12 protein-coding genes are annotated in these 13,081 nt (G+C 43.2%); 4 read left to right on the top strand and 8 right to left on the bottom strand.

Annotated features, from left to right (window positions below; translation table 11 throughout):
• The first annotated feature begins 4 nt into the window (after positions 1 to 4).
• Positions 5 to 706: a hypothetical protein gene (locus DD657_RS05985; protein ID WP_287049008.1), complete on the top strand. Its 702-nt coding sequence runs from the start codon at positions 5 to 7 to the stop codon at positions 704 to 706.
• A gap of 146 nt (positions 707 to 852) precedes the next feature.
• Here DD657_RS05985 and glsB read toward each other — a convergent pair whose 3' ends face one another.
• Complete coding sequence (gene glsB, locus DD657_RS05990; protein WP_021987223.1) at positions 853 to 1,824, bottom strand: glycine N(alpha)-acyltransferase GlsB; 972 nt, start codon at positions 1,822 to 1,824, stop codon at positions 853 to 855.
• A gap of 217 nt (positions 1,825 to 2,041) precedes the next feature.
• Complete coding sequence (gene glsA / locus DD657_RS05995; RefSeq protein WP_021987224.1) at positions 2,042 to 2,878, bottom strand: lyso-glycine lipid O-acyltransferase GlsA; 837 nt, start codon at positions 2,876 to 2,878, stop codon at positions 2,042 to 2,044.
• A gap of 312 nt (positions 2,879 to 3,190) precedes the next feature.
• On the opposite strand from glsA, the gene DD657_RS06000 reads away from it, so the two are divergent.
• From DD657_RS06000 to DD657_RS06010, 3 genes are all read left to right on the top strand, one after another.
• Complete coding sequence (locus DD657_RS06000; protein ID WP_287049009.1) at positions 3,191 to 4,873, top strand: tetratricopeptide repeat protein; 1,683 nt, start codon at positions 3,191 to 3,193, stop codon at positions 4,871 to 4,873.
• A gap of 156 nt (positions 4,874 to 5,029) precedes the next feature.
• Positions 5,030 to 5,515: a hypothetical protein gene (locus DD657_RS06005; protein ID WP_287049011.1), complete on the top strand. Its 486-nt coding sequence runs from the start codon at positions 5,030 to 5,032 to the stop codon at positions 5,513 to 5,515.
• A gap of 29 nt (positions 5,516 to 5,544) precedes the next feature.
• The gene (locus DD657_RS06010) at positions 5,545 to 6,447 is read left to right on the top strand and encodes an FISUMP domain-containing protein (protein ID WP_287049012.1); all 903 of its coding nucleotides are present in this window, start codon (positions 5,545 to 5,547) and stop codon (positions 6,445 to 6,447) included.
• Positions 6,448 to 6,488: 41 nt separating this feature from the next.
• Here the strand turns inward: DD657_RS06010 and DD657_RS06015 are convergent, their stop codons facing one another.
• From DD657_RS06015 to serS, 6 genes are all read right to left on the bottom strand, one after another.
• The gene (locus DD657_RS06015) at positions 6,489 to 8,126 is read right to left on the bottom strand and encodes a hypothetical protein (protein WP_287049013.1); all 1,638 of its coding nucleotides are present in this window, start codon (positions 8,124 to 8,126) and stop codon (positions 6,489 to 6,491) included.
• A gap of 5 nt (positions 8,127 to 8,131) precedes the next feature.
• On the bottom strand, positions 8,132 to 8,908 hold the full coding sequence (locus DD657_RS06020) for an ABC transporter ATP-binding protein (protein ID WP_021987228.1): 777 nt from the start codon (positions 8,906 to 8,908) through the stop codon (positions 8,132 to 8,134).
• A 1-nt stretch (position 8,909) separates the two neighbouring features.
• Positions 8,910 to 9,464, bottom strand: a complete 555-nt coding sequence (ruvC, locus tag DD657_RS06025) for a crossover junction endodeoxyribonuclease RuvC (protein ID WP_068689025.1) — start codon at positions 9,462 to 9,464, stop codon at positions 8,910 to 8,912.
• A gap of 25 nt (positions 9,465 to 9,489) precedes the next feature.
• Positions 9,490 to 9,792, bottom strand: coding sequence for a DUF4286 family protein (locus DD657_RS06030; protein WP_021987230.1), 303 nt, complete (start codon positions 9,790 to 9,792; stop codon positions 9,490 to 9,492).
• Between the two features lie 49 nt (positions 9,793 to 9,841).
• Positions 9,842 to 11,668 carry a tetratricopeptide repeat protein gene (locus tag DD657_RS06035; RefSeq protein WP_287049015.1) on the bottom strand — a complete coding sequence of 609 codons (1,827 nt, stop codon included), beginning with the start codon at positions 11,666 to 11,668 and terminating at the stop codon, positions 9,842 to 9,844.
• A 64-nt stretch (positions 11,669 to 11,732) separates the two neighbouring features.
• Positions 11,733 to 13,007 (bottom strand): serine--tRNA ligase, encoded by a 1,275-nt coding sequence (gene serS, locus DD657_RS06040; protein WP_021987232.1) that lies wholly within the window; start codon positions 13,005 to 13,007, stop codon positions 11,733 to 11,735.
• Positions 13,008 to 13,081: the final 74 nt, after the last annotated feature.

Here is a 13,081-nt window from a genome sequence, read left to right on the forward strand (position 1 = left end):
GCCGATGAGATTATTCTGCGCATTTCTGATTTTTTTCGGGACGCTGTGTTCCGTATATGCCGACGGATATGTAAAGTATGTCCGGAAGCTTCTTCCTGTTGCGGAAGGAACCGATTTCTATATGGAGAGCATATACGGACATATTACTTTGCATCAATGGGAGAAAGATTCCGTTTTGGTGGAGGCTTCGTTTCAGGTGGAACGGGCGGAGGATTGGGAAAAGGAAGAGCTGGCCGGACAGTTGGATTTGCTTGTGGAAACGTGGCCCGGAACGATTAATATCCGTACGCAGGTAGCAGAGGAATTCGAGCAGGCGGGGAGCCTGCTTGTCGAGACTGTGTTGTGGGTGCCGAAGGGGATGGTGATGGATTTGGTAGGCCGTTATAGTTTTATTTATGTGCCTGCTTTTGTCGTGTGTGAACATACGAGTTTAACGGCTATATACGGAGACATACGGATCGATTCTTTACAGTCCGTGAATGACAGGGAGATTTATCTGAATGTATCCTATGGTAAATTATTGGTGGACTGCTGTTCGAAAGCCCTGATCCGTTCTTCTTATTCTTCCGTGGATATCGATAAAGCTTCTTTTCTTCAGATTAAGGCCGAAAAATCCCAGATAGAGGTTCAGGCTGCAGATACACTGATCAGCGAGGGAAAGTATAATGTATATCGGGTGAAGAAGAAAGGGATTGATGATTTTTGATTTACGATTTACGATTTACGATTTTTGATTGAGGAATAAGGTCGGTAGTGGGGGAGCTAATGTCAGTTTTACTGATTGAAATAGGCGATGTCCTGTCTTATCGGGTCTTTATCGTAAATCAAAATTCGTAAATCACAGCAGATGTATTAGTCTTTTTTGCCACTTCGTCCTTTTTTCAAACCGAGCAAGCGGGGTATGTAGGTAGCAATGTGGCGTAACTTTTTAGCTTCGTATACGTCGGCAATATTGATCAATATTGCCGTTTCTTCTACGCCTCCGAATCCGGGATTGGTAGCCGTGCCGAATGTGCGCATAGAAGGAGAGAGGCTCATGTAGGCATTTACCAGCGGAGGAATGTTTTCTCCCAGATCGCGTACGTTACGGGAGAGAATTCTGTAGTCTTCGTCGTAATTTCCCCCGTTGAAAACCGATTGCATATAATTTTCGTCGATGTGGATTTCCAACGGATGTATCGGATATACGAGATTTTCAGTATCCCGGAAATATTTTTTCATAAAATAAAGAATCATATCCCGGGCGTGCATGTTAAAGCTGGTATACATCGTCACTTTTCCGAAAAAGTATTTGATTTCGGGATTATCGACGGTAAGCGCTCCCAAGCCGTCCCAAAGGTTGTCGAGGGCGAACAGGGATTTCCGTCCCATACGGGTAGACTGGTAGAGGGGATGGACGAATGAACGGCCTAACTCGATCATCTGACTCAGGTATTGTTTTTTGAACTGTTCTGAAAAGCGAAACAACTCGGTAGTGGCTAAATTGGGTTCTCCCTCTGCATTTAATGAGAGATGATCACACAGAATATAACGGTATCCGCCGATGATTTCCTGTTCTTTGGGATCCCAGACGATCAGTTGCTGATACGGAGTATCGGGAGTGATGTCGAATTCGTCGATGTCGATCTCTTTTCCGGTACCGCCTCCTGCCGTACGAAATGTCAATTCGCGGATACGTCCCACTTCACGCATCAGGTTCGGTGCGTTGAAAGCGTTGAATGTGTATATCTCATTCCCCGCTTTGTTGGTTTTCCGTAAAAATTTTTCTTCTGTGAGTTCGGCAAGAAGTTTTTCTTTTTCGACGGGATAAATTACAGGTTGCATCTGCTTATAAGTGCTCTAATAATTAATGATATATTCAATTGTTCTGATAACCTTTATTCATAAAGATTACAAAAACGAAACCGAAATGTACAGTTTGATATGTCAAAGGATTTCTTTGAATTCCTGTACTGTATGTTTTCAGGTGTTGTGCTATACATCTGAATATTTATGCAAATATACTATTTTCTACAGAAACTCTGGCGGTATGGGGATTTTTTTACAATCGGTATAAGATTTCACGCACTTCTTTGGCCCATTCTTTCGGTTTTTTACTTTTATCGAACGATTGCCAGGAAATCGGTTTACCGATTTTTAATGTCAGGGTTTCATTTTTTTTCTTGAAGGCCTCTTTGGGTAACCAAAGCATTTCTATATTGGCTTTGAGTCCTATTCTTTTGCGGAAATTAGAAAGGTTGTAGAAAAAATTCGAATTCTGTCCGCTGATGTAGATCGGTACGATGTCCCGTTGGTGTTTTACTGCTTCTACGATAAAATTTTTCTGCCATTCGAGATCCTCTATTTTGCCTTTGATTTTACGGCTACATAAACCGGCAGGGAACATGATAATCTGATTGTCAGATGTATAGGCTGATGCGATTGCTTTGACGGCTTCCCGGGACATGCCTCCGTGCTTGTTGACCGGCAGGAAAATATTATTCAGGTTTTTCAGGTTCAGCAGGATATCGTTAACCGGGAATTTTAAATCCGGATAATATTTACCTAGAAAGGAGATCAGCGCAATACCGTCCGGTCCTCCCAGCGGATGATTGGAGACAAAAATATAGCGTCCCTGGGGGGATGGCAGGTTAGTGATTCCTTCGGTCTGGAAGGTGAGATTCAGGTATTCGACAATCGCATCAGCAAAATCGATGCCTTTGCGGTCTCCGTGTTTCCGGATAAAATCGTTGATATCATCGATACAGATGATACGGTTGAGCCAGGAGTAGACAAAACCCGGAATCCAACGGGCCAGGGCCGGATTTTTACTTTTGAATACTTCTTTCAGGTATATGGGGCTTAATGTTTCGTTTCCTGTTTCCGCTGTCTGATTCATGGTATTTGATTTTATAGGGCAAAGATAACGCCGGGGGGAATGCGGTTATATTTCTTCGAACTGCGCCGGGACGCATCTTACCGCCGCAAAGATAACTATTTGGATTTTTGATTTACGAATTTTGATTTACGATTTTTAATCGGGACCGGAGGAAATTGTATGCGGGAACTGACGTATTCTTTCCTATCGTTCTTTCTCTAACTTATTTTAATAAATAAAACACAACTGTTCTGCGGAAACTCCCGTTAAACAGGACAGCAAACAATGCAATAATTGAATGAAAACAAATATGTTCAACTAAAATCAAAAATTATGAAGCGTACTTTTTTTATAACAATGCTGGCTTTTCTGGCAGTTGGGCTGTTGGCGGGATGTAACTCAATGAAGAAGTTACAACAGGATGTTATCCAGACGGCTGTTATGGGGCAGGTAACTCCGGCCCAGCTCGAGTCCGTGAACGGTAAAATTAATTTCGAATATACCGTAAAATTTGCACCGAAAGAGTTCGGTAAAAAGATGATATTGAAGATAACGCCTCGCATGCAGTATGGGAATAACGTGGAAAAATTACCTCCTGTATTTTTACAGGGAGAAAAGGTAAAGGGTAGTAATTACCCGGTTGTCGCTTATAAGAGTGCTACGACAATTACCCAGAAGATGACGATGAATTTCCGGGAAGGTATGCAAAACGGCGTACTTTGGGCGGATATTGAGGCGATACACGGTGATAAAGCTTTTGCAATGTCTCCGGTTATCCTCAACCAGAACGGCGTACGGGTATGGCAGAACTATACCTTGCGTATCGGGGATACCGATTATGTACCGGTTATGACCGAAACTTTCGTTGAAGATGTACCGGTGGCTCAGGTAGGAGTGGTAAGCGGTTATGTTTTATTCCCGCTGGCACAGTCTAAAATTTCGGAAACCCAGCAACATTCTGCCGTTATGAATAAAGCTGTGGAAGCCATGAAAAAAGTATTGGCCGATAAAGGAGCTACGGTAACCAATATGTTGCTATATGCTTCCAGTTCTCCGGAAGGCGCCGAACGCCTGAATAAGAATCTGACCAATAACCGTTTCAAAGCAGCGAAGACTTTTTTTGAAAAAGATCTGGGACTGTCGGGTTTGCCTATCGTAAAGAATGCCAAGTTTGTCGTGCCGCAGATGGTAACGGAAAACTGGGACGGACTTTATTTGTTACTGAACGATTCCAATATCAAGAATAAAGCACAGATTATCAGTGAAATCAAGGCTGCTCCGAATAACAACAAACGGGAAGCGATACTCGAATCGTATATCAAGCGGATTCCGGAATTAAAGAACGATATTCTGCCTTTGTTACGCCGCGCTGATTTCTTCGTATTCTATACAACTCCCGAAATGGTGCAGGAAGAAATGCAGATGACTTATTTCATTCCGCAGGCAGATGAAAAGACGCCGACGGTGGGTACTCAATGGAACTGGCAATTACTGAACGATTTGGCAGCCATCGCTATTCAGAATAAGGAATACAAGAAAGCCCAGAAGTTACTGGAATCTGCTATTGTATTAAAACAGGATGCTGCTATTCAGAATAACCTGGGTATCGTGTATGCCAAGCAAGGGAATAATTCGAAAGCCATGGAGATGCTGAACAAAGCACAGGTAAAGAAAGAAGCCCGCTATAATATGGGATTGATGTTGTTGCAACAGGGAGATTACCGGAAAGCCGTTTCTTATTTGAAAGATACCCCGGGAATCAATTTAGGTTATGCACAGTTGATGGCCGGTGATAATAATGCCGCTCTCAATACGTTTAAGCAGTTGAAGCTGACAACCGGAACCGATTATTATATGATGGCCGTAGCTGCTGCCCGGGTAAAGGATGTCAATACGATGGCAATGGCTTTGCAAAAGGCGCTTCAACTGAATCCGAAGTTGAAAGCCTGGGCCGCTACCGATGTGGAATTTCAACCGTATGCCAATAATGCAATGTATCAGCAGTTGGTGAAGTAAGAGAATAGACATATAGATCAAGGGAAAGGGTAAAGCCTGTGAGGCTTTACCCTTTTTATTTTACCGTTTTGAACCAATTTGAACCTAAATCGTTGATCTGTAATTCATAAAATCTCTCTAATTTTAAAATATTTTAAAACCTAAAATAAAGAGATTATGAAAATGTATAGATTTATGTGGCTGATGGCGATGCTGGTCGTGTCGGCAGCTTTTGTGGCTTGCAGTAAAGACGGAGATGATCCGAAGTTCAATTATGATGTTCCTTATCCTGAAATTTTTAATTGTCAGTATTATGATGGAGATACATATGTTAGGAATATATCGTTTGTTATTGTAAATCCGACCAAAGAAACGGTGTATTGGATGGAGTTCGACATGGATGTATATCTTAAGGATGAATTGATTGTTTCTGAAAAATGTATGGTAGGTTCGCTTGCGGATAAAACGGAATTTGTTGTTCCTGCTAAGAAAAAAATAGAATCTGATAAATACTATATTCCGAATATGAAAGTAAAATTTTGGTTGGAAGATATATATAGTTTCAGTTTTTCAAATCTTCGTTATCGTACGCTTGAAGGCGATAATATTGAAACATCTGCACAATCGACGGAAGTGAAAGGTGTAATTTCAGTTCTGCCGTAATAATTACCTTATTTAAAGACCGGATACTTATGAAAAAATTGCTACCTGTCCTGATGCTTTTGGTATTTACTGCGATGAGTGTTGTAATGTATGCTCAGACAGTAATAAATATTTTATACCTTAAAAACGGTTCCGTAATAAAATGTAATGTGTTAGAAATGGAGATCGACAAACAGATAAAAATAGAGACTGCAGACGGTTCTGTCTTTGTATATCCGATGAGCGACGTTCTGAAAATTGGAAAAAACATGACATTACAGAGTAATGCCAGCCAATCTGCTCGGTCTGTGGAGAAAACGATCACCGATATAGACGGTAATGTCTATCGTATAAGAGAGATAAACGGCCTTACGTGGATGATAGATAATCTGAAGACTAAACATTATGCTGACGGTACAAAAATAAGTAGTGGTATAACGACGTCTTTTACACCATACCTATACTATCCTAACGATGAGTATATCGATAAATATGGGCTGTTGTATAATTGGGCGGCGGCGGTCCGTTTGGACAATAGTGAACAGATCAAATATTTTAACGGACATCGTCAGGGGGTGTGCCCGGAAGGATGGCATATGCCAACAGCCAATGAGTTCCGGGAGGCTTTCCCTATCCTTGCTAAAAAGGTTCAGAAAAAAAAAGAGTGGGCAGAACAGGTAGAAGAGATTAGGTCTGATAGTATGTTTTCAGTGAAATCTGCGGGAGGTTTTAATTTGCCTTATCCTGGTTCTAAGAATAAATACAATAAAATCGGTGAGGTATCGCTATTTTGGACTTGTACCCAACTTCCGCATGAGATAGGTTCTATGATAAGAGAGAGATTTTATGCTGAGGCGTTTTATTGTATACCGCTTGATATGTACACTTCTGCACCGCTACTGCCTACACATAAATATACGGCAATTTCTGTAAGGTGTATCAAGGATTATTAATAATCAATCAATTCATAGGCCGGGTGACGATTTTCTAATCGTCATCCGGCTATTTTCTCCAGCCGGGTCCAGGAGGTCCGGCTGATTTTATGGGCGATCAGGAACAGGATACTCCATAGCAGGAGGATGCCGGCCGGAATGCCGTAGGGAATGTAACGCAAGCCCATGTGAATGGTACTGAAAACAGCGGTGACGAGCATGGTGATAAGTATGAATACCAATACTTTGCCGGAATTGTATGTACTTCTTTCCCGGGAAAACGGGAAAGCGGGGGATATTCCCAGGGTGGCGACCAGGGTGGTAATGGTGATGGCCGTAAAGATAAACAATATATCCGGGAGAATAGCGATGCCGCCGATGTATATCAGGGGTATGGAAACGAACAGGAAGGTCGGAACGAAATATTTCAGGTAGAGGGCTTTGAAAGCGCCCAGCAGAATACTGCCCGGCCGGTAGAGCGGCTTGGTGCGGTAGAGCCAGAAATAATCTCCGAGTTCGTTGTATTTCATATTGTCTATAATCGTGTAACCGATTAATAAAGTAAGATAAAGTGGGAAAAAGCCCATAAAGTCGCTGACATTAAAATCTCCTTTTTTCCAGATGGAAAAGATTTGAAGACCGATGAGCACGATGATGTAAGCGATTGAAGGGAGTATGGCTTCTTTGTATTTCCGGTTGCCGGCGGCGAGACGCCAACTCAGCATAAATCCGGATTTTTGCATGGCCGACCGGGTAAATAAGGCGGCCAGGAAACGGGCCGTTTTTTCCTTGCCCGCCCGGGCGGTTTTTACCGGAGCTTCGTTTGCCGGATTAAGGTGGGCGGCGAAATAGGGAGCGAACCATTTGATCGTAACATAGGCCGAAATAAAAGGCAGGACGATTCCGATGGCTGCATATAGGTATACTGTGGCAGAAGGAGCCAGAAACAGTTCGGTCAGCGCCGTGAACCATACCGGAGGCAGGAGATAAAACCACCAGGGATCGGATGCTGTCAGTTCCAGTATGAGGTTGTCGGGGATATTGGCTACCAATTGATAGCTGCAAACGACAAGTACAATCATAAGGATCTGGATATAGCTGAGTATATTTCTGAAATTCTCGCCCGAAGCAAACCGCATACATCCCATATAGACCAGATTGGTTAATAGCAGGGCAAATAAGGTGTTGAGTAGGGTTGCCGACAATAACAGCAGGCCGGTCGCGACTCCTTTGGTGAAGATAAATACCAGTGTAGGGATGAGTGCCGAACAAAAGCTTAGGAACAGCATGTAATATCCGATAGTTATCAATTTGGCTGTAGAGATGGTACGGGAATCGACGGGTAAACGTAACAATATATGCGTGTCTCTGCTGTCGAACAGCATTTGGGTGTATTCCGATAACAGGGAAAGGATCAACATAACTAATATCATGCTGTGGTACAGTAGAATAGCTGTCGTAAGTCCGCTTTTAGACCAGGTCATCAGAAGAGCGAAGGTACCCATAACGAGCATGCTGAAACCTTGCTGCAACAAAGCGGAATTGATCTGTTTCGTTTTGTTGGAGTTGATGTTTTTGGACGTCCGGTTGTCAATGGTCAGTTTGGTCCGGATGATAGTGATCATTTTATCGAAATCGACCCCGGATTTGTAGAACAGGAGACGAAAAGGCCGCAATATAAAAAGTAAAAAGCGAATCATAAAAATTATTTTTCAAATACGTCTATAATTTGTCCGGCTTTTTCCGAATGGTCGTTTTTCCCGGTCAATTTCGAAAACAGTTCTTCCAGCGAAGTACTGCCGGAGTCTTGTTTTAATTGCTCTACAGTACCGTTGGCGATGATACGGCCGCCGTCGATAAGGACGATCCTGCTGGATATTTTTTCTACGATATCCATAAGGTGGGAGCAATAGAAAATGGTTTTGCCTTCTCTGGCCAGTTGCGTGATGATTTCTTTGACAATGATGACAGCGTTGGCATCCAGACCATTCAGGGGCTCGTCCATAAACAGTATGTCCGGATTGTGGAGCAGTCCGGAAATGATATGGATTTTCTGCTTCATACCTTTTGAAAAACTAATGATCCGCTCGTTGTTATGGGATTTCATTTCAAACAGTTCGAGCAATTCCGTAATTTTCCGGTGGGCGATGTCGGGCTGCATACCGTAGAGGGTGCTGACGAATTCAAGGTATTCGACCGGTGTGAGTTGTTCGTAAACGACGGCGTTTTCAGGAATATATCCGATGCGTTTTTTGATTTCCAGATCGTCGGTACGCAGGTTGTGTCCGAGGATGGAAACTTCGCCTTCGAATTGGCGGATGAGTCCGCATAATATTTTTACCGTCGTGGATTTGCCGGCTCCGTTGCTACCGAGGTAGCCTATGACTTCTCCGGCCGATATGTTAAGGTCGATGCCTTTAAGTACTTCGTTTTTGCGAAAACTTTTTTTCAGGTTCTTGATTTCAATACAGTTGTCTGTCATTTTATACGATTTTATCCGGATTTTTTTTGATATAGTCCCCCCAGTCTTTGCATTTCGGGCTACCGGTGGTCGGGAGTGAACCTTGTAAGTGGTGGCAATAGGCGATGGCAATGGCATCCGTTTCGTCCAGGTTCTCGGAGGTCGTATGGATTTCCATAAATTTACCCAGCAGCAGGGCAATTTGTTCTTTGGAAGCCGTACCGCTTCCCGTTACGCTCATTTTAATTTTTTTAGGCGCATACTCGAAGATGGGAATTTCCCGTTGCAGGGCGGCGGCGATAGCAACTCCCTGTGCCCGGCCGAGTTTGAGCATTGACTGTATGTTTTTACCGTAGAACTGGGCTTCGATTGCCAATTCATCCGGATGATAGGAGTCAATGACCTGTAATGTCCGTTTGAATATCCGTTGTAATTTAATGTAAGGATCGGATATTTTGTCCATATCCAATACACCGGATATCACCAACTGCGGTTTTTTAGATTTGCCGAAGGTGCGGATAATGGCATAGCCCATAAAGTTTGTTCCGGGGTCGATCCCCATGATTAGTTTTTCCATATACGGACGCCGGAAGGCCGGCCGATCAGATTTCGGTTAAAGTACTGCTGAAACAAAGATAACGATTTTTATATTTATCGGTTATTTTTTCTTCCAATAGCGGCAAATGATGTTGTGTGAAATGTTCCAGGGATTCAGGGGTATCAAAAACGACTTGCAACGAATAGGTTTTACCGTCGGGTTGATCGATGGATACTTTTGTAAAGAGCACGTCTTGTACGAATTGTTGCCGGCGGAGATAGGCGATATATTGTTCGCGCATAAAATCCTGCCATTCGGTTTCAATGTTTTCTTCGACGATATAGGTGGTGTTGAAAATAAGGCGCATGTTTTTGATTTACGATTTATGATTGAAATTGCAGATTTTATTGTAGTATTCAGTTGACGGGTGTTATTTTTTCGTTTTTGATTGTCTTTTCCAGTTCCCGGTATATTTTTCCGGCCTCGACACTGTATACGCTGCCGGAATAGTCGGAAACCAGTTGCTGATATAAACCGAGGGCCTGCTGTTTTTGATCTGTACGATTTTTGAGATTGGCAAGTTCGAATATTGCTTTTGCCCGGATATACGTTTGTCCGGATGCTTTCGCCAGTTTTTCCAATATCAGAGCGGCTTCTTGGTCTTGGTGTTGCGATAGTAAAACCCCGGATTTTACCAGGGCGGCATAATCGGCAATTCCGGCGGCGGAATTTTGGATCAGGCTATCCAAAACGGGTAGAGCTTCTTCGCTTTGGTGGCGGTAAACGGCATATTCTGTGGTGGCCAGTCGTTCTAAATCACTGTTATCGCCTTCTTCTTCGTAGTTCATGTTCAGGAAATGACTCATTTGCAGCGCATCGTTGGATATCAGCTTGCTGGTAGAACCTTTCAGAACATCGTATTGGGCTTTTGCCCATAGTAAGTCTCCTTCGAAGTAAGCCAGACGGGCTTTCTTGAGTTTGGCTTCGTATCCGATATCGTTGTTGGGATTCGCTTTTTCAATTTGAGTATAGAGAATCACGGCTTCCCAGGGATTATTCATATAGGTCAGTAAATCGGCCCGTTTCGATTTTAAAATATCTAAGGTCAGGGTATTCAATCGTTTTATACCGATTCCTTTTTGTAAAATCTGATCGGCTGAGTCCGGAAGGCTTAGATGGTAGGCATACAGATCACTTGTCAGGACAATGATATCGGCGTTTGCATTGCTATACCCCGTTTCTTGTAAAAAATCTTTACATTCGGAAACCAGGTTGCGGTAATTTTCTACCGGGGGCTGGGCTTGGTCGTATTGCCGGTATTTGCAATTGAGGATTTCCTTGCGTGCCGTGTAATAATAAGGATTTTCTTCTTTCCCTTTTTGAATAACCCGCTGATAGGCTTGTCTGGCGATATCGTATTTTCGGGCATTTGCGGCTTCGTGGGCAATATCGATGTAGATGTATAATTTATCCGTGTTTTTTGCGTTGAGCTTTACAGCGTGATTGAAGGCTTGCGTATAATCGCCCGTTTGCAGGGAATACCATACACCCAGTTCGTCAAATACGGAAGGGTAATCTTTTTGCCGGAATATTTTTTCCAGCTGGGAGGCGATAACTTTATCGGCATTGCCGTTTACGTCATAAGAACGCGCAAAACTGAGTTTGGAGGTGATGATGCTGAGTTTTTCCGGATTTTGAAGCAAGGCTTCTACAAAGAGTGCGAACATATTGTCGTAATCCCTGTCCATCATATAGTTGTCGCCCATTTCGGCCGTAAAGGCCAACGGGCGGTTTAACAGTTCCCGCCCTTTGAGGTAAGTTTTGTTGGCCCAGTTGTATTCCCGGATATTCCGGAATTTATTGGCCAGGCTGTGGATATCGTTTTCGTATGGGATCAATTTTTTGACGGCCCGGTTGAAATATTCCTCGGCTTTGTTGGTTTTGCCTTGTTGGGTATAAATGTAACCGAGATTCACTAAAAAATCTTTGTTGTTATCGTCCGTTTTCAGGTATTTTTTCAGTGTCTTTTCTGCACTATCGTATTCTTTAGCGTTGATCAGGCTAATGATGTGATAATCGAGGTAGTAAGAGGCCCGGGTACGTTCGTAAAGTTGCAAAAACATTTCTGCCGCTTTTACATATTCCTTGTTCTGGTAGTAGGTATATGCCAGTTTGGAATCGCTTTGCTGGGCGAATACGATGTTTGAAAAGCAGAATAAAATCAGAATGAGGATGAATCTCATAGAATTTAAAGATTTGGAGATTTGGAAATCCGAAGATGTTCTCCTTTCCAAATCTCCTTAATTTTTATCGGATCATATCGGTTCCCATAAACGGTTGTAATACTTCCGGCAGACGTATACCTTCAGCGCATTGATTGTTTTCCAGTAATGCGGCCACGATACGCGGTAATGCCAGGGAGCTTCCGTTCAGGGTGTGTACCATCGTCGTTTTTTTATCGCCTTTGTTCCGGTAGCGGAGTTTCAGACGATTGGCCTGGAAATCTTCGAAGTTTGATACCGAGCTGACTTCCAGCCATTTTTCCTGGGCTTTGGAAAATACTTCAAAGTCATAAGTCAGAGCCGAGGTGAAACTGATATCTCCTCCACAGAGACGGACAATGCGGTAGGGAAGTCCCAGTTTGATCAGCAGGCTTTCTACGTGAGCTACCATGCCTTCGAGGGCTTCGTAAGAGATTTCCGGCTTGGTGATCTGTACGATTTCTACCTTGTCGAATTGATGAAGCCGGTTCAAGCCGCGAACGTCTTTTCCGTAGGAACCCGCTTCGCGGCGGAAACATGCCGTATAAGCCGTATTTTTAATCGGTAATTTTTCTCCTTCTACGATCATGTCCCGGTAAATATTGGTAACCGGAACTTCGGCTGTCGGAATCAGGTATAATTTATCTTCGTTGACGTAATACATCTGGCCGTCTTTATCGGGTAACTGTCCCGTGCCGTATCCTGAATCTGCATTTACCATCAGGGGAGGCATTACTTCCTGATAGCCGGCCTTGATGTTTTCATCCAGGAAGAAATTGATCAGAGCTCTTTGCAAGCGGGCTCCGAGGCCTTTGTATACCGGAAATCCGGCTCCTGTGATCTTTACTCCCGTTTCGAAATCGATCAGATCGTATTTTTTAGTCAGTTCCCAATGCGGAACATCGTCTTCGTGACGATGAGGGATGTCGCTGACGATTTTGACAATTTCGTTGTCTGCATCCGATTTACCGCGGGGTACACTTGTATGCGGCATATTCGGTAAACGCAACAGAATTTCTGTTACCTCCGCATTCAGGTTGTTTACCTGCGGGACCAATGCTGCTATTTCTTCTTTTAATTGGGTCGTTTCCTGACGGGCTTTTTCCGCTTCTTCTTTTTTTCCGGCTTTCATCAGGTTTCCGATTTCCTTGGCGATGGCGTTCATCCGTGCTTGCTTATTTTCGGAATCTTGTTGTAATTTCCGGCGTTCTCCGTCCAGATATATGATTTTTTCAACGCTTTCCCGGGCATCAAAATTTTTTACAGCTAAACGTTCGATGACCGTTTCTTTGTTTTCCTGAATGAATTTTAAATTTAGCATGATCGTAATAAGTTTGGATTTTCAGATTGCCGGTTGTCATACGATACGTTGTTTTCATATCGTAAGGCAGCCGA

It is taken from the genome of Culturomica sp. (genome assembly GCF_003524185.1).
GTDB classification, from domain to species: domain Bacteria; phylum Bacteroidota; class Bacteroidia; order Bacteroidales; family Marinifilaceae; genus Culturomica; species Culturomica massiliensis.